This window comes from Cobetia sp. L2A1 (assembly GCF_009796845.1).
Classification (GTDB): Bacteria; Pseudomonadota; Gammaproteobacteria; order Pseudomonadales; family Halomonadaceae; genus Cobetia.
Genome location: NZ_CP047025.1, coordinates 2,378,546 through 2,400,311 on the forward strand (window position 1 = coordinate 2,378,546; position 21,766 = coordinate 2,400,311).

Annotated in this window: 19 protein-coding genes; 12 read left to right on the forward strand and 7 right to left on the reverse strand. The window is 58.5% G+C overall.

Annotation, left to right across the window (positions count from 1 at the left end; genetic code table 11):
* The first annotated feature begins 4 nt into the window (after positions 1 to 4).
* From GQR90_RS10220 to GQR90_RS10275, 12 genes are all read left to right on the forward strand, one after another.
* The gene (locus GQR90_RS10220; RefSeq protein WP_199269543.1) at positions 5 to 667 is read left to right on the forward strand and encodes an HD domain-containing protein; all 663 of its coding nucleotides are present in this window, start codon (positions 5 to 7) and stop codon (positions 665 to 667) included.
* Complete coding sequence (locus GQR90_RS10225; protein ID WP_158774015.1) at positions 664 to 2,289, forward strand: 5-guanidino-2-oxopentanoate decarboxylase; 1,626 nt, start codon at positions 664 to 666, stop codon at positions 2,287 to 2,289. The genes GQR90_RS10220 and GQR90_RS10225 overlap by 4 nt, the downstream gene beginning before the upstream one ends.
* Before the next feature lie 76 nt (positions 2,290 to 2,365).
* On the forward strand, positions 2,366 to 3,403 hold the full coding sequence (locus GQR90_RS10230; protein ID WP_325064259.1) for an ABC transporter substrate-binding protein: 1,038 nt from the start codon (positions 2,366 to 2,368) through the stop codon (positions 3,401 to 3,403).
* Positions 3,400 to 4,212, forward strand: coding sequence for a class II aldolase/adducin family protein (locus tag GQR90_RS10235; RefSeq protein WP_158774016.1), 813 nt, complete (start codon positions 3,400 to 3,402; stop codon positions 4,210 to 4,212). The genes GQR90_RS10230 and GQR90_RS10235 overlap by 4 nt, the downstream gene beginning before the upstream one ends.
* A complete protein-coding gene (locus GQR90_RS10240) occupies positions 4,194 to 5,441 on the forward strand; it encodes a pyridoxal phosphate-dependent aminotransferase (RefSeq protein WP_158774017.1) in 1,248 nt (415 codons plus the stop codon). Before GQR90_RS10235 ends, GQR90_RS10240 begins: the two co-directional genes overlap by 19 nt.
* Before the next feature lie 13 nt (positions 5,442 to 5,454).
* Positions 5,455 to 6,333 carry an amino acid ABC transporter ATP-binding protein gene (locus tag GQR90_RS10245; protein WP_158774018.1) on the forward strand — a complete coding sequence of 293 codons (879 nt, stop codon included), beginning with the start codon at positions 5,455 to 5,457 and terminating at the stop codon, positions 6,331 to 6,333.
* 111 nt (positions 6,334 to 6,444) lie between these two features.
* On the forward strand, positions 6,445 to 7,326 hold the full coding sequence (locus GQR90_RS10250; RefSeq protein ID WP_158774019.1) for a transporter substrate-binding domain-containing protein: 882 nt from the start codon (positions 6,445 to 6,447) through the stop codon (positions 7,324 to 7,326).
* A 133-nt stretch (positions 7,327 to 7,459) separates the two neighbouring features.
* Positions 7,460 to 8,179, forward strand: coding sequence for an ABC transporter permease (locus tag GQR90_RS10255; RefSeq protein WP_158774020.1), 720 nt, complete (start codon positions 7,460 to 7,462; stop codon positions 8,177 to 8,179).
* A gap of 1 nt (position 8,180) precedes the next feature.
* Entirely contained in the window at positions 8,181 to 8,930 is a 750-nt protein-coding gene (locus GQR90_RS10260; protein ID WP_158774021.1) for an ABC transporter permease, read from the forward strand.
* Positions 8,931 to 9,245: 315 nt separating this feature from the next.
* Entirely contained in the window at positions 9,246 to 10,415 is a 1,170-nt protein-coding gene (locus tag GQR90_RS10265) for an iron-containing alcohol dehydrogenase (RefSeq protein ID WP_158774022.1), read from the forward strand.
* A gap of 79 nt (positions 10,416 to 10,494) precedes the next feature.
* Positions 10,495 to 11,931, forward strand: a complete 1,437-nt coding sequence (locus GQR90_RS10270) for a hypothetical protein (protein ID WP_158774023.1) — start codon at positions 10,495 to 10,497, stop codon at positions 11,929 to 11,931.
* A gap of 55 nt (positions 11,932 to 11,986) precedes the next feature.
* Positions 11,987 to 13,702, forward strand: a complete 1,716-nt coding sequence (locus GQR90_RS10275; protein WP_158774024.1) for a sigma-54 interaction domain-containing protein — start codon at positions 11,987 to 11,989, stop codon at positions 13,700 to 13,702.
* Here the strand turns inward: GQR90_RS10275 and GQR90_RS10280 are convergent.
* The 7 genes from GQR90_RS10280 to otnI all read right to left on the reverse strand — a co-directional run bounded on the left by GQR90_RS10280 (position 13,692) and on the right by otnI (position 21,730).
* On the reverse strand, positions 13,692 to 14,921 hold the full coding sequence (locus tag GQR90_RS10280) for a GGDEF domain-containing protein (RefSeq protein WP_158774025.1): 1,230 nt from the start codon (positions 14,919 to 14,921) through the stop codon (positions 13,692 to 13,694). The two genes, GQR90_RS10275 and GQR90_RS10280, sit on opposite strands and share 11 nt — an antisense overlap.
* A gap of 328 nt (positions 14,922 to 15,249) precedes the next feature.
* The gene (locus tag GQR90_RS10285) at positions 15,250 to 15,720 is read right to left on the reverse strand and encodes an RcnB family protein (protein WP_158774026.1); all 471 of its coding nucleotides are present in this window, start codon (positions 15,718 to 15,720) and stop codon (positions 15,250 to 15,252) included.
* Positions 15,721 to 15,973: 253 nt separating this feature from the next.
* Entirely contained in the window at positions 15,974 to 17,485 is a 1,512-nt protein-coding gene (locus tag GQR90_RS10290) for a sodium:solute symporter family protein (RefSeq protein ID WP_158774027.1), read from the reverse strand.
* A complete protein-coding gene (locus tag GQR90_RS17630; RefSeq protein WP_233266225.1) occupies positions 17,478 to 17,654 on the reverse strand; it encodes a hypothetical protein in 177 nt (58 codons plus the stop codon). Before GQR90_RS17630 ends, GQR90_RS10290 begins: the two co-directional genes overlap by 8 nt.
* Before the next feature lie 349 nt (positions 17,655 to 18,003).
* Entirely contained in the window at positions 18,004 to 19,380 is a 1,377-nt protein-coding gene (locus GQR90_RS10300; protein ID WP_158774028.1) for a GntP family permease, read from the reverse strand.
* A gap of 174 nt (positions 19,381 to 19,554) precedes the next feature.
* Positions 19,555 to 20,538 carry a D-erythronate dehydrogenase gene (gene denD, locus GQR90_RS10305; protein ID WP_158774029.1) on the reverse strand — a complete coding sequence of 328 codons (984 nt, stop codon included), beginning with the start codon at positions 20,536 to 20,538 and terminating at the stop codon, positions 19,555 to 19,557.
* Positions 20,539 to 20,932: 394 nt separating this feature from the next.
* Positions 20,933 to 21,730, reverse strand: coding sequence for a 2-oxo-tetronate isomerase (gene otnI, locus GQR90_RS10310; protein ID WP_158774030.1), 798 nt, complete (start codon positions 21,728 to 21,730; stop codon positions 20,933 to 20,935).
* Between the last annotated feature and the right edge of the window lie 36 nt (positions 21,731 to 21,766).

Below are 21,766 nucleotides of genomic sequence, written 5' to 3' on the forward strand. Positions count from 1 at the left end.
ACCACTGACACAGGCGCGCTTCCGCCACTTCGGGGAGAGTGTTCATGAAGAATGGGCGCTGATTGATGACCATTTCCGCCACTACCAATCCGATGCCTGTCGCCGTGTGTTGCTTCACCTGCAACGCCTTCGTGGCGACCATCATGGCTACCCCATCGATCGCTATGACCATTGCCTGCAGACGGCCACTCGTGCACTGAATGCCGGTGCCGATGAGGAGATGGTGGTGTGCGCACTGCTCCACGACATCGGCGATGACCTGGCACCTGCCAATCATGCCGAGATCGCCGCGGCGATCCTCGCGCCCTTCATCGATCCGCTCAATACCTGGATGATTCGCCATCACGAACTGTTCCAGGGCTATCACTACCGGCATTTCTTCGGCCAGGACCGTCATGCACGCGAAGACTATGTGCAGCATCCTGCATATGAGCGTACTGTGCGCTTCTGCGACGAATGGGATCAGTCCAGTTTCGACCCCGACTATCCCACCCTGCCGCTATCGGATTTCGTGCCCATGGTCGAACGCATATTGGCTCGCGAGCCATTCGGCGGGCTGCCGGAGCTGGTGACGCCAGCCGAGGTGGCGCGAGCTCTCAAGGCAGACCAGCACCCTGACGGTCCTGAGCGCGCGGGGCATGACACGCGACAAGGAACCACCGTATGACGACCTGCGCTCAACATTTGATTCAGCTGCTGGGGGCCTATGGCATTGATACCGCCTTCGGTATCCCTGGCGTGCATACCATCGAGCTCTATCGAGAACTCCCCCACTCCGGGCTGCGTCACTACACGCCGCGCCACGAGCAGGGCGCCGGCTTCATGGCCGATGGCTATGCACGCGCCAGCGGGAAGCCCGCGGTGTGCTTCATCATCACCGGCCCGGGCATGACCAACATCGCCACGGCCATGGGTCAGGCTCTGGCGGATTCGATCCCGATGCTGGTCATCTCTGGCGTCAATGCCACCACTAGCCTCGGCCGAGGTCAGGGTCGGCTGCATGAGATGCCACACCAGCGCGAGACGCTGGCGGGCGTCAGCGTCTTCAGTCATACGTTACTCGACCCCGCGGCGCTGCCGGAGGTGATGGCTCGGGCCTTTGCCGTCTTCCAGGGAGCCCGCCCCGGCCCGGTGCATATCGAGATTCCGCTGGATGTGATGGCAGCACCGATGCCCGCGCACCTCTGCCATTCCACGTCTCCCGCGGTGTCGGCCTTCTTCCCGCCGGCCCCCGCGCCGCAAGCACTGGCGCTGGCCACCCGCTGGCTGGATGAGGCACAGCGGCCGCTGGTGCTGCTTGGCGGTGGCAGCGCCAGTGCGCCTCAGGCAGCACGTGCGCTGGTAGAGCGTCTCGATGCCCCCACTCTCACCACCATCAATGCGCGTGGCGTACTGGGACACCATCATCCGCTGGATCTGGGCTGCACCGCCACGTTCGCACCGATTCGTGAGCTGGCCCGCGACGCCGACGTGATACTGGCGTTGGGCACCGAGCTTGGGGAAACCGATTACGATCAGGTCTTCGACGGCGGTTTCGGTTTTACCGGCAAGGTGATCCGTGTCGATATCGATCCTCAGCAGCTGGCACGCAATCACTTCGCCAGCCTCGCGATGGTGGCGGATGTCAGCCTGACGCTGGACGCACTGGCCGAGTGCATCACACCGGCTCATCGCCAGGGCGCTGACATCTGTGAGGGCCTTCGTCAGCGTCTTGATCTTGAACGACAACCGGATCTGGCGCCTTACGTATCCCTGTTCGAGGTGCTGGATGCCAGCGTGCCGGAGGCCATCATCGTCGGTGACTCCACCGGACCGGTCTACGCCGGTAACTTCCTCGCCAGACGCAGCGAGCCACGTCGCTGGTTCAACGCGGCCACCGGTTTCGGCACGCTGGGCTATGGATTACCTGCGGCGCTGGGGGCCAGTATCGCGCGCCCCGACTTGCCAGTCGTGGCCATCGTGGGAGATGGCGGCCTGCAATTCGTGCTGGGAGAACTGGCCACCGCGCGTGACCTGAACCACCCCATCGCCATCCTGGTGTGGAACAACGATGGCTACGATGAGATTCGTCGTTACATGACCCATGACAAGGTCGAGCACCTCGGTGTCGACCTGCAAGCACCTGACTTCCCGTCGTTGGCAGACGCCTTCCGCTGCCGATACTCAGCCGTTACCACGCCTGACATGTTAAGCAGCGCTCTCGAGAATCTCAGTCAGGCAAGCTCCCCGCTGCTGATCGAGATCAACGTCGAGCGCTGGCTGGACAACGAATTGCAGCACCGTACCTGATGTCGCGACAGATTCAATTATCGACCACTAATAATCATGAGCCTCAGCACGATCTGAGGCCGACAAGGAAAGCCCGATGACGATGCCCTCCAGATCCATCAAGTGCACCCCGTGTGCTTCCGACAACGTAAGTAGCGAGACAGACCAACACTTTCTGAGCCGTACAACACGACTCGCCAGTGCTGCACTTGTCAGCTCAGTGCTGGCCAGCACTCTGATGCTGAGCTCATCGGCACTCGCCGCCGCAGCGATGGATCGCGACAAGAACATGACGCTGGTCGTGCCGCCGTGGCCTGGTGTCACGGTCAAAAGCGAAATCGTTGCCCAGATCCTTACTCCGATGGGTTACACCGTAGAGCGTCAGGAAGTCAGTTCTACCGTGGGCTACAAGACCATGACCACCGGCGATAGTGATGCCTTCCTCGCAGGATGGTTGCCCGCCCAGCAAGACAGCTATGACGCTGCCATCTCCAACGGCGCCATTACTGACCTGGGAAACAATGTCACCGGCGCCCGCATGGGCTTCGCCGTACCCGGCTATGTGTATGACGCCGGTATTCATAGCGCTGCCGACCTGGCGGCCAGTGGTGATAAATTCGACAAGACGTTCTACTCCATCGAAAGCGGCTCCACGGTCAGCGATTTCATCAATAACGCCGTAGACAACAATGTCTATGACCTGGGTGACTGGGATGTGATGGAGTCCTCAACGCCAGGCATGCTCAGCGAAGTACGTGCCGCTGCGCGCAATCAGACCTGGATCGTCTTCTACGGCTGGACACCGCACTGGATGGTGCCGGAGTTTGACGTTCACATTCTCGATGATCCCGACGCTGTTTACGGTGGTAAAAACGGTGCCAGCGACGTCAAGACCATCGTCTCCACCGATTTCGCCACTGCCAATCCCAACATGACGCGCTTCCTCGATCAGCTGATTTTCAGTGCTGATGAGCAAAGTGCGTTTATCCTCGATTACGGCCTCAATGAGCGTGATCTCGAAGATGTCGCTCACGATTGGATTCAGGCACATCCCCAAAAACTGGCCGAATTTCTCGATGGCGTGACGACGCGTGATGGTGGTGATGCCATCGCAGCCGTAGACGGCAGCTTATGAAGGCGAACGAACACGAACACTCCTCTCGACAAGGTGCCAGCGATGAAAGTATCGCCCGGCGCGATCTGGCCGCAGCCTATCGCTTGATGGCGCTTGACGGCATGGATGATGGTATCTCGACCCATATCTCTGCCCGTCTGACCGGAGAGCGCTTCCTGATCAATGCGCTTGGACTGCGCTTCGAGGAGGTTCGGCCGGACAATCTTGTCACTGTGGATGCCAGCGGCGACATACTCGATGACCCCACCGGGCTTGGTATCAACCCTGCCGGCTTTACGATTCATAGCGCCGTGCATGCGGCGCGCCCTGACGTTGAATGTGTGCTGCACGCACACACCGTCGCCGGAGTGGCCGTGTCCTGCCTCGACGAAGGGCTATTGCCACTCAATCAGTGGGCGATGCAGTTTCATCACCGCATCGGCTATCACCCCTATGAAGGTATCGCGCTGGAGCTGGCCGAACGTGATCGACTCGTCGCTCACCTCGGGTCGCACATGACGTTGGTACTGCAGCAACACGGCATGCTGACCTGTGGCACCAGCGTCGGCGACGCCTTCCTGCGCATGCGAGATCTCGAGCGTAGCTGTCAGGCACAGCTAGCGGCTCAGGCCACCGGCCAGATACTCACCCGTGCAACACCAGCCCTGTGCGAACACGTGGCACGTCAGTACGACCGCTGGAATGCCAGCGCCCAAGGCATTGATCTCGCCTGGCGCGCAGAGCTGCGTCGCCTGGGTATCACGGCACCTGCTGCCCAAATGACCTCATCCTCGGCCTTGCTGGAGACCACATGCGCTTCTCAACACTAACCGACCGTATCGCCGGCGAAGGGGCCAGTGCCTGGGACATTCACATACGTGCCCTCAAGCGCCGCGCCGCTGGAGAAGACATCACCGTGTTGTCCGTGGGTGATCCTGACTTCACCACCCCGGATACCATCATCGAGGCCGCCAAGGCAAGCCTCGACAAGGGTGCGACGCACTATGCAGACGTTCAGGGTAAACATGCCCTGCGGGAGGCCATCGCGGAACGTTATCGCGTAGCAAGCACCGACGCCAAGGCAGAGAATCTGATCGTGATGGCCGGTGCCCAGTGTGGCCTCTATGCGGTTGCTCAGTGCCTGCTTGAACCCGGTGATGAAGTCATCGTGCCGGAGCCCTGCTACGTGACCTATGAAGCCGTGATTCAAGCGCCCGGTGCTGTCATCAAGCGGGTGCCTCTGAAAGGTGATGACGGGTTTCGACTTGAGGTCGCCGACATCGCCGCGGCCATCACGCCACGTACTCGCGCCATCCTGCTCAACAGCCCCCATAACCCCACCGGCACGCTGATCGAGGCAGCACAATGGAATGCCATTGCCGCTCTGTGCCGCCAGCATGACCTCTGGTTGATCTCGGATGAGGTCTACGCCGAACTCATCTTCGATGGCGAGCATGTGTGTGCAGCAGCGCTACCAGACATGGCCGAGCGTAGCGTGGTGATTTCCAGTCTCTCGAAATCCCATGCCATGACTGGCTGGCGTGTGGGCTGGGTACTGGGCCCGCAGGCATTGATAGAGCATCTGACCAATCTGGCGCTATGCATGCTCTACGGCTGCCCCGACTTCATCCAGGACGCGGCCATCGCGGCATTGAGCGATGAGCGTCAGGCCGACATTCATGTCATGCGTGAGGCGTATCGTGAGCGCCGTGATGCTGTCTGCGATGCGTTGCAACACTGCTCAGCCGTGCACGTCATCACCCCACAGGCGGGCATGTTCGTGATGGTTGATATTCGTGCGACCGGTCTCAGCTCCCAGCAGTTTGCAGACCGCCTGCTGGATGAACACAACGTCTCGGTGCTGTCAGCAGAGGCCTTCGGCCCCTCCGGTGCGGGCTTTGTTCGTCTGAGCCTGACCGTGTCACCACTATTGCTGGCGGCAGCCTGCCAGCGACTGGCACTGCTGGCCGACACCGCTTGCGCAGGACGTGTGATCGACGCCGACACGATAGCGAACAAGCTCGGCATGAACGCGCCGGATACTTCCCTTCACAGTTGAGTCGCTTATGACAATGACGTCCACGAACACTGCACCGCAGGGCCGATCGACGATCAACCACCATGACAGCGAGCGCCCAACGCAACACACCTCCCCCAGTGCTGCCAAGGATGGCAAGGCGCAGTCATCCAGGATAGCCGTCGAGGCCAACCATATCGTCAAGCATTATGGCGAGCTGGCCGTACTCCACGATGTCTCTCTGCGAGTCAAGGAAGGCACCGTCACGACCATCATCGGGGCGAGTGGCTCCGGAAAAAGTACCCTGCTCCGCTGCATGAATCTGCTGGAACGCCCTGATCAAGGTGAGCTATCAATTGCAGACGAACACGTGCGCTTTGATCGCAATGCGCGGGGCGACATCATCGGGTTGGATCGTCGCCAGATCCAGCGGCTGCGTTCCAAGGTCGCCATGGTCTTCCAGCAGTTCAACCTGTGGCCTCATCTGACCGTGCTGGGTAACGTCACTGAAGCGCCAATGCGGGTCAAGGGCTTGTCGCGGCGCGAGGCCACCAAGGTCGCTGAACACTATCTCGAACGGGTGGGCATGCTGGAACGTGCTGACACCTACCCCGCATTTCTCTCCGGTGGTCAGCAACAGCGCGTCGCCATTGCACGTGCATTGGCGATGGAACCACGCGTACTGCTCTTCGATGAACCGACCTCAGCGCTGGACCCCGAGCGCGTCAGTGAAGTACTGGCGGTGATTCGCAGCCTTGCCGATGAAGGTCGCACCATGCTGATGGTGACGCATGAGATGGCATTTGCCCGTGAAGTATCAGACCAGATCGTGTTCCTCGATCAAGGCAGGGTTGGTGTTGTCGGTAGCCCCGCCGAGGTGTTCGAACAGACACATCACGAACGCTGCCGACACTTCATTGCGCCAGTAGCCTGACAACAAAACGACGTTGATGACGAATATTGATCTGATGATTGATGCACCCAGCAGCATGGCCCCTTTGCCGTGGTGACTGATAACAACAAGACGACCCCAGGAGATGGCCCAATGACACATATTCCCCTTGAAGCATCACGGACATATCCTTCCCTTCGGACTACCAGTGCGATACGCACGGCTCAGCAAACGCTCCAGCGCACTTTTCAACATGTCTTCAAGCAAACGACGCTCGGCGCACTCCTCTTCGGTAGCCTGGCCATCGGTGCCGCTGCTCAGGCACATGCTGCCGACACGCTCAAGATAGGCATTTCCGCAGAACCTTACCCGCCCTTTACCTACACCTCTGCCAGCGGCGAGTGGACTGGTTTTGAAGTGGAACTGGCCGATGCGATCTGCGACGCCATGCAGCGCGAATGCGCCATCACCCCAACGGGTTGGAGCGGCATCATCCCCTCGCTGAAAGCCGGTCGCATCGACATGATCATGAACTCCATGACCATCACCAAGGCCCGCTCGAAGGTCATCGACTTCAGCATTCCCTATTACAATTCGCCGGGCGCCTACGTCGCCTCCAAAGACCTCGACATCGAAATTCCGGACGGTCTCGACGGCAAGATTCTGGGTGCTCAGTCAGCGACCACCCACGCCAATTTTGCGCGCAAGGCGCTGAGAGATACGGGTGTCGATGTGCGCCTGTATGACCAGCAGGAGCAGGTCAACAGTGACCTGCTGTCCGGCCGCTTGGACGTGATTCTGGCCGATGAGATCGCCATGAGCGCGCTCGTCAAGCGTGATGAAGCCAGCAACTTCGAGATCAAGGCGACCACACCGCAACACGAGGCGTATGGCATCGGTGCCGGTGTCGGCATTCGCAAGGGAGAGAGTGAGCTCAAGAACGCACTCGATACCGCCATCAAGTCAGTCTATGCAGATGGGACCTGCACGGCGCTGTCGAAGAAGTACTTCGACACCGATGTCTGTATGGGCTGAACCCTGTCGGGTTACACAAGGTGCTACCTGCCACCTGACCTCCATACCGGCAGAGACGATCCCCACGGTCATCTACGTAGATGCATGACCGTGGGACTGTCGCCCTGCCCCTGACTCGACAAGGCCCCTGACCATGTCCCTTTTTCCCGATCAAGGGCTCGCTGACTGGGCGAGCCCTATCCTGTCTGGCGCCATCACCACGTTGCAGATCGCCTTTGCTGCCTATGCCATCGGGCTACTGCTGGGGTTGATAGGCGCCTCCGCCAGACTTAGTCCATGGGCGCCCGTTCGCGGCCTGGCCACCAGCTACTCGACGGTCGTACGGGCCGTGCCGGAACTCTTGCTGATCATCTTGCTGTATTACGGCGGCTCCCAGGCATTGACGTGGCTGATGAATGCGCTTGGCTTCGCAGGAAGAATAGAAATCAGCGGCTTCATCACCGCCGTCGGCGTGCTGGCCTTCGTGCAAGGTGCCTACATGACGGAGGTCTTCCGGGGCGCCATCCTGGCCATTCCCAAGGGACAGCTCGAAGCGGCCGATGCCTATGGTTTCTCACCCATGGCACGCTTTCGCTTCGTCATGCTGCCCGCCATGTTACCCAACGCCCTGCCGGGCATGTCCAACCTATGGCTGATTCTCATCAAGGACACGGCGCTCATCAGTGTCATCGGCTTCAGCGAGCTGTTCTTCACCGTTCAACAGGCAGCCGCCAGTACGCGCGCCTACTTCCTGTTCTACAGCGTGGCTGGCCTGCTTTATCTGATGATGACCCTGACCTCAAGCGCCGCATTCGGCCGCCTGGAGCGTTACGTGCGCCGTGGCGAGCCTGATATTTCTGCCCAGGAGGCGTGACATGGATTTCAGCTGGTTATCTGATCCGTATTATCAGGAATCGCTCTGGGAGGGCCTGGTCAATACGCTATGGCTGCTGGTGGTGTCTGCGGTGCTGGGCTTCACGCTGGCCGTCGGGATGGCGCTAGCGCGTATCAAAGGGCCGAAGCCGCTCGCCTGGTTGGCAAGCGGCGTGTCCGTCGTGATGCGTGGCACCCCTTTGCTGGTGCAGCTGTTCTTCTTCTATTACGGCATCGGCCGCTTGTTGGAAGGCGTGCCCGGCATCAAGGAGAGCATGTTCTGGGGCATCCTGCGGGATCCTTTCTTCTACGCCACTCTGACGTTCACACTCTCGGTGGGCGCCTATACCGGCGAAGTCCTGCGTGGAGCGCTGCTCAGCGTGCCGCCGGGTGAGCGTGAAGCCGGTCGCGCCTTCGGCATGGGGCCATTCCAGGTGTTCACACGCCTGTGGCTACCGCGTGCCATTCAGTTATGCCTGCCGACGCTGACAGGCGAGATGATCCTGCTGCTCAAGTCCGTACCGCTGGTGTCGACCATTGCCATGATGGATTTGCTGCAGGTCGCCAACATCATCCGCGATGAGAACTTCCTCACCTATGAGCCGCTGCTGCTGATTGCCGCCATCTATCTCGTGCTGACGATCATGCTGACGCTGTGCCTGCGCCAGGTAGAGTTGAACTTCCCCGGGGTACGGGCGCAGCGACGCACCGGCGGTCTCTTCAGGCGCAGCCCGAGTGTGGCCTCGCACTGACAGCTCAATGATCCGGCGCCACCGCCTTTGATCACATTCATATGTCTCACTTCGCGCCGAGCCTTCCTGCTCGGCGCTTTTTTATGTGACATTCACTCTTTTCGATTCCATACAGAATCAAATTGCACATAATACCGATTCCATAATGAATCAAATAGTGACTGTCGATACTGCGACTTTCGACGAATAACGAAATATATATCAATATAATCATCAGGTTGAAAGAGATTGAAAACTGGCATGCTGCTTGCAATCCATTCCTGCAAGAAACGCTGCACGATATCCGTAAACGGTCATCTGTTACAGGACACTTCCATGAGTATCGCGATTTTCAAATCTGCCAATCGCCTGATTACCGGCCAGCACGCCTCCGAGCGGCTCGGTGAAGAGATCATCCGCCTGGGCATGCGCTGTCCGCTGCTAGTGACCGACCCCGGTGTGCTGGCGTCCGGCACGCTCAAGCCCATTACCGACCAGCTGGATGCGCTCAAGGCCGGTGGGCAACTGACGCATTACCGTATCTTCAGCGAAGTCAGCGCCGAGCCTGAGGTGCATGTCGTCGAGGACTGCATGAGTGTCTATCTTGAGGCGAAAAGCGACAGCCTTATCGCCGTGGGCGGCGGCAGCGCGATGGATATCGCCAAGTGCGTAGCCGTCTATGCCACTCACGACGGTGATCTCGAAAGTCTGTTCGGAGAGAACAAGGCGAAGGTACGAGGCGCACCGCTGATTGCCATGCCGACGACCGCTGGTACCGGGTCAGAGGTTACCAACATCGGCATTCTTTCCGACACCGTGGCCAAGATGAAGAAAGGCATCGTCAATGATTACCTGTTACCCGATGTCGCCATCGTGGCGCCGGAGCTGACGGTCAGCTGCCCACGCCATGTCACCGCAGCCAGCGGTGTCGATGCGCTGGTGCATGCCATCGAAGCCTACCTCTCCAACTTCGCCACCCCGATCACAGACGCGCTCGCCATCAAGGCGATGCGCTTGATCATCAAGGCGCTACCCAAGGCCTACGCCAATCCGAATAATCTGAAGGCCCGCGAAGATATGGCGACAGGTAGCCTATTGGCCGGCATGGCCTTCGGTAACGCCGGTGTCGGCGCAGTACACGCGCTGGCCTATCCGTTGGGCGGGCGCTATCACTTGCCGCACGGCGTTACCAACGCTCTGCTGCTGCCCCACGTGATGCGCTGGAATGCACTGGCCTGCGTGGAGCGCTTCCGCGATATTGCCGAAGCCCTCGACATTGAACATCGCCATCTCAAGGATGAGGCCGCCGCAGAGTTGGTTGTCGAACGGCTGCATGGCCTGTGCAGTGACGTCGATATTCCGGCAGGATTGCGCCACTTCGATATACCCGAAGACGATATTCCGTCACTCGCCGCGGACGCCATCAAGGTCGAACGCCTGCTGCGCAACAATCCACGCCAACTGAGCCAGGCCGATATCGAGAGTATCTATCGCGCTGCCTACTGAAAAAAACAGCCAGCGGAGATACGCCCAACTCCGCACATGAACGATTCGACCGCATAACGATAACAACAGGAACGTCACCATGAGCCAGTGGAAAACTCGCCAATCGGGAGAAGAAAGCCCCTACTATGCCCTTGGGCCTTTCAAGATTCGTCTTCCCTTTCTGCATTACCGCTTTGAGCTGCCCGACTATCTGCAAGGTCTACTGATGTGTGCGGTTGATCTTGCCGCCATCCCGCTGATGACTGAGTTACTGGGCATGCCCTTTGAGGCAGCGCTCGCTATCGTGATGATCAACGGGCTGCTGTATCTGGTCCACCACCTGCTGGGCGACCCTGTCATTCCCGGCTGGATCACCCCTGCCATTCCGCTACTGATCGCGTATGTCGCTACCTTTCCGGAGGGTGAGACGCGAGTCCATGCCTTGATTGCCTTCCAGCTGATGCTCGGCATATTGTCGATCGTGCTCGGGCGAACGGGGCTGGCGAGCAAGGTGGTCAACCTGATTCCCTCGGCCATCAAGGCCGGTATCATCATGGGCGCGGGCCTGGCGGCCATTTCGGTTGTCTTCAAGGAAGGCGGACGCTTTGACACCTACCCCATCACGATCAGCATTGCCGTGGGCCTGGCCTTCTACATCATCTTCTCGCGTCACTTCGCCCAGCTGAAATCGTCAAGCCGGATGTGGGGTACGCTGGGCAAGCTCGGTATCTTCCCGATCATTCTGTTGGCAATCATCGTCGCACCGCTGGCCGGCGAAGCGGCATGGCCTGATGTGCAGTGGGGCTTTAGCCAGCCTGACTTCGTGACCATGTTCAGTCAGTACACCGTCTTTGGGGTAGGCCTACCGCCGTTGTCGATGTTCCTGACGGCGCTGCCGACCGTACTGGCAGCCTATATCGTACTGTTTGGCGATGTACTGCAGTCCAAGGCGCTGGTTGAGGAAGCTGATGAGGCACGACCGGACGAGAAGATCGATTACGACGCCAACCGTGCGCACATGATATTCGGCGGCCGCAATACGCTGATGAGCCTGCTTGGACCCGATGTCACCATGTGCGGCCCGCTATGGGCAGCGATGCAGGTTGTCGTGGTCGAGCGCTACAAGGAAGGCAAACAGGCGATGAACTCGCTGTTTGGCGGCTCGGGCTCGTTCCGCTGGGGGACCAACACTGGCCTGCTGCTGCTACCCATCGTCAGCCTCGTCCAGCCGATACTCGGCATTGCACTGGCACTGACGCTGCTGATCCAAGGCTACGTCAGCGTACGACTGGGCATTCTGGAAGCGCGCAGTCAGCGTGACCTCGGTATCGCCGGCGTGATTGCTGCAGTGCTGGTCATCAAGGGTGCCGCCTGGGCCTTCGGCATCGGCATCGCCCTGTGCCTGTTGATTTACGGCAAGCGCTTCTTCTCTGGCGAAATCGACGAAACGTTCAGCCGTGATATCGGAAAGGCAGATGCTGGCGCCTCTGTTATCAAGAAGACGCCGCCCACGTCAGCGACCAATGACGTATCGTAACCCCATGCGCCCCCGTTGCCTGACGGTGCGGGGGCTTCTGACAGGGGAACGATTGATGCAGAACGTGGAACAGGATCTCAAGCTCGAAGCCGCACTAGCGCTGCTGGACCGCCAATCGCTCGATGCGGTCAAGGTCATCGACCCGAAGGGGGAGGTGATTGGCGTGCTGACGCGGCAGGATGTCGAATCGGCGGGTGAACTCAAGGAACGTCTCGCACGGGAAGGCACACGCCCACCTTATCGCGGCGCTTCATCGACTGTCTCTGATACGGCAGCCACGATACAGCCCGCACAAGATCGACTGACCCGCGTGCCAATCCAGCGACTTCTGGATGCCTTGCATGATGGGGTCTATATCACCGATGCCCACGGCGTGACCGTGGCCATCAATCAGGCCTATGAGCGCATTACCGGCCTCAAGGGTAGCGATATACTGGGGCGCCACATGCGCGAACTGGTACGCAGCGGCTATATCTCCAAATCCGTATCGCTTGAAGTCATTCGCGATGGCCAGCCAGTCACACTGGTACAGAGCCTGCGTGACGGCCGCAAGATACTGGTCAGTGGTATGCCCATGCAGGCCGATGACGGGACCCTGAGTCATGTCGTCACCAGTGTGCGTGATATCACCGAATTGCTGCGCGCCAAGCATGCCCAGGAGCAACTACGCCAACTGCATTCGTTGCACGATACCTACAGTGTCAATTCCGGTACCGACGAACAATCACTGGAGCTGGTCACCAGCGATGCCACAGCCGATTGCTTCGCGCTGGCCGAGCGAGTGGCGGCCACTGATGTAAAAGTGCTGATTCAAGGCGAAACCGGCACGGGCAAGACGCTATTGGCGCGCTATCTTCACGAACACAGCGAGCGCGCCACTAGCGTGTTTCTCGAACTCAACTGTGCAGCCTTGCCGGAAGGACTTCTGGAGGCAGAGTTATTCGGCTACGCGCCCGGTGCTTTCACCGGCGCCAGCGTTCGCGGCAAGCAGGGACTATTGGATGTCGCCAATGGTGGCACGCTATTCCTTGATGAAATCGGTGATCTTCCCCTGTCGTTACAGGCCAAGCTACTCAAGGTAGTGGAGGAACAACGCTTCATGCCGGTCGGCGGTACCGAGCTGAAACGCACCAACGTACGTCTATTGACGGCATCTCATCATGATCTGCGGGTGCGGGTGAGCGAGGGGCGCTTTCGAGAAGACCTCTATTATCGCTTGAGCGTCGTACCGATCACCCTACCCCCGCTACGTGAGCGTCGCGCTGAGATCACACCGTTATTGCATCATTACCTGTCGCATTTCTGTCACCGCCATGCCCGCGTTTGTCGCTTTGATCCGGAAACGCTTGAACTGCTCGGCAGCCATGACTGGCCTGGCAATATTCGAGAACTGATCAATCTGGTCGAGCGACTCGTCGTCACGACCTGCGATGAGCTCATCACACCGAAGATGCTGCCGATAGAGTGCCTGGCGGGGACGCTCGGTGCTATCCCGTCGACTCCTCACTCTGCCCCTGATAGCGACTCCGTCAGCGCGACGTACCGTGGGCAACAGCGTGATCAACAACGCGAGCAACGCTTCGACGCCCCCACTTCAGCAACGGATGCCCTGCGCGAGGCAACGCTCAAGGAGAAAACCGAGGCTCTGGAGCGTCAACTGATCAGACAGGCACTGAACAACCACCGTACGACCCGCGCCGCTGCTAGCGCACTGGGCATCAATCAGTCGACGCTGGTCAAGAAGATGCAGAAATATACGATTACGCGATAGTTGGCTCGTCATTCATCTTCGCTTCGACTCCCGTCGCCAGAATACACCTGTCCCTACCGCTGGACTTGGCGCGGTAGAGAGCCTCATCTGCCTGCTGCAAGACACTCTCGAAGCGATAAGCATCTCCCGTACCCACTGCCGACACTCCCACGCTAATGGTAACGATGCCCTGATTGACGTTGTCAGCATGTGGCAGCGCCAACCCTCTGACATGCTGGCGAATCTTCTCAGCACGAGCCAGCAGGTCGCGTGGTCCGGTAGAGGGGAACAGAACCACGAACTCCTCACCGCCAAAACGAGCCACGATATCCACGTCAGGATGCACGCTTTCAAAAATGGCAGTCGCGATCCGCTTTAAACACATATCACCCTTCACATGGCCATATTTATCGTTGTAACACTTGAACTTGTCGACATCGATCATGGCAACGCCATATTGCAGGGAATGACTCGCGTGTTTGCTGATCAGCGATTTCACCAGGCAATCAAAATGACGGCGATTATAGACTTCGGTCAACGGATCAATAGAGGCTAGACGACGAAACTCCTCACTTTTATCAGTGTACTCTTCAACCCTCAGCTGCTCGCGAAGTAACAGTAGATAGGAAAGGCGTTCGGCTTTTTCGGCACGCACGTTGGAAATGATCGAGAATATGGTGACGGCACAAAAAACCATCATGGCCATGAGTCCGGCATTATCGAACGATATCGGGTGATAATTGACCAGATAAAGCATCACGATGATATTGAAGATCGACGTGTAGAGAGCAAACCAGAAACGCAATTGGAACAGGACATTGCCGACCAACACGATCAACCCCAGAGCAAAGAGATCCAGGAACGAGTGCGCCGACACCGACAGCTGCAACAATAGTGCAGTAAACAACATGGCAAAACAGATGAGTACCGACATGATCATTTCGCGCAACGCCGGTGTCACGCCACGTTTCAACAAGAAAATACAGGCCAGGGCAATGGGCGCCATGATACCGACACGAATAATGACAGCTTCCATAAAGTGGTCGGGGCGCATGTGTAAGTCATTGAACAAGAACAGTACATAAATGGTGATGGCAACACCCCCCATATATGTTAGCTGTCGACTTCTCTCTTGATGCACATCACGCTCAAATTTCTCCTCCAATATCAAGTGGAAACCAATACCCAGCAGGCCTGGGCTTTCCAACTGCCTGTCTATCAGTACCAAGAGCTCCTTCATCCCACCGCCCCCACTCGTAATGACTTGGCATTGCTCAAGTCGTTATCGCTGGGAGAAGAATGCCAGAAGCCTCATCATGACAGGGAATATGGATACAATCGTTCACATCTGCTTGTCCAACGTGACGGAATGACGACGCTCGCCACGTCTTTGTCGATCACACCGGCGATAAGGTGATAGCACGCAGCCCCTATCAAAAACGCCACCCGAAGGTGGCGTCCAGTCAATGACGTGGCGCTAGCACGGCAACGAAGAAGTCAATTGACGAACCTTCTGTGATTACCGGTGGGCTCAATGCATGGCTATCACAGTCGATGCCTCTCCCCCATCACTGACCCAGGATGATCGCCGTGATCACACCTGTCGCTACCGCTGTCAGCACATAGCGGCCGTCCACATGAATCCAGCGATGGCCCTGGGGCGGACGGGAAAGGTTGTGCGACTGCCAGTCACTGACCCAGTAGCGTTCGTTGGCGTAGTAATCACGCGGCACATGGCCGCCCTGCTTCCAGCCATGCGCGGGATGATTGGCCGCGGGCTTGTTGTGTGATTGCTGCTTCTGGTGCTGCTTCTGTTGCTGCTTCTGTTGCTGCTTCTGTTGCTGCTTCTGTTGCTGCTTCTGTTGCTGCTTCTGTTGCTGCTTCTGTTGCTGCTTCTGTTGCTGCTGGCCTTGCTGCTGGCCTTGCTGCTCCTGCTTTCCTTGCTCTTGGTAATGGTCATCCTGGGGGGCTGCCAGTGATAGCGAAGACCCCATCAGAGCGGAAACCATTACCAGGCTGATCAAAGTGCCTTTACGCATGATGAATCTCCTCGGTGTCTATTGGTATCGATGGCCAACCAATAAGAAAACAATGTTCTAAAACATTATCCTCCTGCCCCAGGAGTTGCAAGTCATGCACCGCTTCTCAGCCTGTTTCCTCATTTTCCGCACTAGTTGTCGCACGAATGAGACCCTGGGTGTCATCTCTTGTTCAGAAAACTCGGGGTCATCATGACAATCCTCGCCCCGCCACGTTTCCCGTGACCTCGCACTTCTCGGCATCTCTCAGACATCAATCGAAGTGCCAGGGAGCTGCGATGCGGAAGAAGCGCAGGGTCACTGCCGCATCAACGGGGCGGGTCAATCGCGACACCACCACGAATACCGGCAGATTGAGCATCAGGCCCCAGAAGCCCGCGTGAATCCCCAGCGGATGCGGCCAGATAGTGGTAAACACCACCGTGACCACAAAGCCTGCACAGATACCGCTGATTACCCCGATAGCCGAGGCGCGCGGCCAGAAGAACATGCCGATGAAGGCCGGTAGTACCTGCGAGGCAAAGCCTAACCCGATCAGCAGAATCATCACCAGGTTACCCGGCTCCAGGATCGCCAATGGTGCGATGACGAGGAACATGACCGGGAAGATCAGCCAGCGTGCCAGCTTACCAGCGCGACTATCGCTCAAGGCCAGGCTGGGCTGCAGGACATCACGACTGAGGCTCAACGCCACGGAATGGATGAAGGGCTCACTGGATGACATCGAGGCAGCCAGCGTCCCCGCGCCCAGCAAGCCCACCAACCACACTGGCATGTTGGCCATGGCGTACTCGAGCACCACCGTGTCAGCGCGTGCCAGTTCCGGCAGACTGAAAATACCGATGAACCCGACAACGACCAGCGGCAGTATCACCACGTAATAGGTCGGCAACCAACTGGCACTGCGACGAATGGTGCGTGCTGATGATGCACTCATCCACTGGGTCCATACCGGCGGCATGAAGGACAGCATCGAGACGATGATCGAGGTCGTCCAGAAACTGAAACTCATGTCACCACCCGCCCCCGGCAGGCGCAGATACTCTGGATGACTGTCCGCGACACGCGCGAAGACGCCAGCAAAGCCCCACTCTCCAGTCGCCAGATACGCGGCCCACACCCCGATCACCCACGCCACTACCAGCATCAGTACGCCCTGAAACACATTGGTGCGCCCTATCGCACGCTGACCACTGACGAACAGATAGATGGCAATCGCACTCAGCACCAGCAGCACGCCCGCCCATAGCGGGATGCTTCCGCCGCTCATCACCAACAAGATGTAAGCGGAGCCGATGGTCTGCAGCACTGCATAGGCGATGGAGGCGATCGACATCACCAGCGCCGATAGCGCGCCGAGTGCGGGGCTCTGATAACGATCCGCAATCGCGCTGGCCTGGGTGACATGGCCGAATTGCTCGCCGAACTTCCAGACCTTGGGGCCGAAGTACCACGCCACCAGCGCCAGATAGGCCAGATAGATGGCGACGTAGAACACCGGAACACCCTTGCTGTAAGCCCAACCCGGCGCGCCCATGAAGGTGTAGGCACTCACGCTGCCCGCTGCGATCAATAGATAGAGCGTCACCGGCCCCATCGATCGCCCAGCCACTCCCCATTGCTCCAGTGTGTCCATCTTGCGGCCACCGCGCGCGCCAAGCCCGATCAGCATGGCGACCACGATATAGCCCAGCGTCACCAGCAACGGAATGCTGTCATGCAGGTGGGAGAAGGTGCCGAAAAGCGTGCTGATCCGCTCAGTCATCCCGAGTCTCCTCACTGCTATCCAGCCACATGTTGGCAAGCCACATCACGCCACTGCACGCGAAGATGATCAGATAGCTCCAGATCACCAATGACGGCATTCCCCACAGCATGCTCTGACGATTGACCCACCCGATGACCGGCCAGATCCCCAGCGCGATCAGGGCCATGAAGATCACCAGCAGACACCAGCCTCGCCATGTAGAGGGAGACACGATGCGTGGAAGTGACGAGCAAGTCTCAAGAGTGTCTGGATCAGAAGGCATAGTAGAAGATAAAACAGGCGAGCCAGCGGCAGGTGAACCTGATGTAGCGGTGGAATCGTGCGGAACCAAGACAATCTCCGGCATGAACGTGGCATGAATGAAAATGACGGCGCGCAGTGTAGCCCCTCACGCCACGCCTGTGGAGTTGCAGGCGTGATAAATACATCAAAAAAAGCCGGGCCTCATCGAGAGGCCCGGCTTTTCATTTCGCTGACGATCACGGCAAGCGTGATTCGATGACGCTATCCGCACATCATCCGATGATAGCGTTGAGTATCAACAGGGTCACGATGGAGACTGCCCATGCCAATGTTGAAGGCAGCGTCAGTACCAGCATCTGATGCTTGGTACTCTTGACGCCCAGCATGCGATTGACCACCCAGAAATAGCTATCATTGAAGTAGCTGAAGAACATTGCGCCGATACAGGCAGCTTGTGCCGCCAACACCATATTGACGTCTGGCATTCCCATCAGGATAGGCGCAGAGATGGAGGCCGCCGTGATCATCGAAACAGTACCGCTCCCTTGAATGAAGCGAACCAGCGTCGCGATGATGAACGGAATCAACAGGGGCTGCAGACCCAGTGCTGCTACCTGCATGGCAATGTAGTCGCCACCACCACTGGCACGCAGCACAGACCCCAACGCGCCCCCGGCACCAGTCACCAACAGGATGATACCGGCCGTTTCGACGCCTTTTTCCAGATGCTCGAACACTTCCTGCTTGGGTGTCTTGGGCATCAGGCCATAGATCGCCACCAGCACGCCAAGCCCCACCGCAATGACCGGGTTGCCGATGAAGGCGACCGTACTGGTGAGTACATTGGTGGTATCACCCATCACCGCGCCCAGCAGCGTATTGAGGAAGATCAGCGCGATCGGCAGACCAATCGGCATGCAGGACATCAGTAACGACGGTAGCTCAGTATCCGCCATCATGGTGCCACTATCATTCTTGACGCTTCCTTCAAAACCGCCCGGTTGCGCTTCCAGCATCGCTTCAATGCGCGGCCCCATGATGCGGGCATAGATGACAAGCACGACAAGTGCAGGCGCCGTGATAACCAGCCCCCAGCCGATCATCAAGCCGATATCCACGCCGAAGATGCCTGCCACGCCCAGCGGGCCAGGGGTCGGGGGCACCGACGAGTGTGTGATGATCAAACCGGCCGCCAGCGCTATGCCCAACCCGATGACCGAGCGACCACTGTTGCGAGCCAGTGAGCGAACCAGCGGATTCAGGATGACATAGGCCGAATCACAGAAGATCGGGATAGAGACGATATAGCCCGTCAGCGCCATCGCGGCCTCTTCCTTGTTCTTTCCCAGCAGATTGAGGATGGCGTATGCCAGGCGCTGACCCGCACCGGACACTTCTAGCACCCGCCCCATCATTACACCGAAGCCGATGACGAGACCAATGGTGGACAGTGTCTTGCCGAAGCCGGTCGTGATGGCATTGATAACTTCGTTGGGCGGCATGCCGCCGATGAGGCCGGCCAGCGAGGCCGCGATGATCAATGCCAGCAAGGCATGCACGCGGGTTTTCAGTACTAGATAGATCATGACGAAGATGGCGATACCCAGGCCGATGATGACCTGTGGTCCCGCGACGGCGGCGTCTGTCATGGGAGTCTCCTATTCTCTTGTTGTTGTGTGGCGTTGGTGTATTTTTTTGGTGTTGTCATGTGGAGCTTGGCGGCGGATCTGTGTCGTACCTGGCGGAAATGCTGTGTGATGTTACGGCCGAACTAGTCTTGAAGTGTCTCTCCTATGGCATTCGAATGACGACGTCACCGTGAGTCAGTTGCCATTGGCCAGGACGTCACGATCACGCTGATGAAGGCTGATGATGTCGGCGAGATCTGCATCGCCCGTGAAGCCCAGCGCACGCGCCTTGCGTGTCTCAAAGCGCGCTGGCCAGCTGGAGACGATGGCCGTGATGCGTGCATCCGGCACATGACTGACTCGCACCAGCGCCTCAGCCCCTGCCATCTGTTCAAGTGCTTCAAGCATCTCGGCGACACTGACGGTGATGCCCGGCAGCATGAAACAGCGTGAGAGCCCAAAGGCGGCAGCGGGGACTTCCGCTCCCTTGAGCAATGCCTCAATGACACGCTGCGGCGACATCACGAACATCTCGAGATCCGTCGGCACCGGACAGATGGCGGCTTCTCCATTGAGCGGCTCGCGCAGGAGAGAAGAGGCAAAGCTTGAGGCCGCGGCGTTGGGTCGGCCGGGACGTACGATGATGGTTGGCAAGCGCAGTACACAGCCATCAATGAGGCCACGACGGCTATAGTCGTTGATCAGAAGCTCCGACATCGCCTTCTGCGTGCCATAGGAGTTCTGCGGCACCAACGCCGTCATGTCCTCGAGTATCTCGGGCAGATCCCCCCCATAGGCGGCAACAGAGCTGGCCATGACAAGACGCGTGGTACTGAGACCCCGTGCTGCGCAGCCTTCCAGCAGCAAGCGGGTCGCATCAAAATTCACCCGCATGCCGAGGGACAAGTCCGCTTCCGCTGCGGAACTGACGACGGCAGCCAGGTGATAGATGACCTGTGGCTCACCAGCCAGGCAGCGCTCCAGTACCGAGATATCTGCGATATCGCCAGCCACTACCTCGACTGTCAGCGCCGAGACCACTTCAGGCCGCGGAGCTTCAATCTGATCCAGCAGAGTCAGACGCGAGAGGGGCTGGCCGTTGAGGCTGCCCTTCTCGATCAAGGCGGCTGTCAGGCGCTGACCGAGAAATCCTGCCGCGCCGGTAATCATGACGTGCATCCGCTATCTCCTTCCGGTTATTCGATGGACGCCGTGCCATATTCATCTAGAGGCTCACACCGATATCTCATTCATTATTGGTCTAATAGTCATACCAGTTGTTGCGCAAATCTAGAGCGACCAAGGGACTCAGGTCAACATTTTCGTCGATAAGTACAACCAATAGCCTAAAAAAGGCCGTGTTCGCAATGTGCGCAAGCCACATTGGTATGCACAGCATACCAATTATTTGCCACCCCAAAGTGATGAATCATGCACAACGGCAGCACCCAGGACGGGAAATCACCCGACGTGGTGGCATTCAGAGCCAGGCTCCTGCTGCCTCACACGGCAAGCGGCATGCGGCTGGTCCCAAGTGCTTGGTCACAAGTGACGAGTGGCTTGCCACAGACCGTCAACCACTCGTCAATCCATGATCCTTGCCCCAGACCAACCCTTCTCGAGTCTTGCCTCGCGGACGATATTCACAGCCGATCCAGCCGTCGTAGCCCAAGCTTTCCAGCCGCGCGAAGAGCGCGGGATAGTGCACTTCACCGCCGTCCGGTTCGTGGCGGTCCGGCACGCCCGCAATCTGGACATGGCCCATGTGCGCGAATTGCGCCTCGAGATTACGAATCAGATCTCCCTCGACGATCTGGCAATGATAGAGATCGAACTGCACCTTGAGGTTGGCGGCGCCGACCCGGGCGAGAATCTCGCGCGCCTGCGCCTGACCACTGAGATAGAAGTTCGGCATGTCCCGGGGATTGATCGGCTCGATCAAGAGAGTCTTGCCCACCTTGGCCAGCTCAGCAGCGGCATAGCCAAGATTGGCGAGATAGGTGGCGGTATGGCGGGCACGCGTCACCTCGTCGGCTTCTGCCGGCACCAGACCTGCCATCGCGTGCACACGCGGGCAGTCGAGAATTTCGGCATAGCGGATCGCCTCGGCCACCGAGGCACGAAATTCTTCTTCGCGTCCCGGCAGACAGGTCAGCCCGCGCTCACCGGCCTCCCAGTCGCCTGGCGGGAGATTGAACAGCACCTGCTTCAATTGATGTGCATCGAGCCTTTCACGCAGCACCTCTGGCGCATAGGCATAGGGGAACAGGTACTCGACACCGGTGAAGCCACTCTCGGCTGCTGCGGCAAAGCGATCGAGAAACTCATGTTCAGTGAACAGCATGCTGAGATTGGCGGCCAATCGGATCATGATGGCTCCTTGGGTATCGCGAAAAGGCGGTGGCGT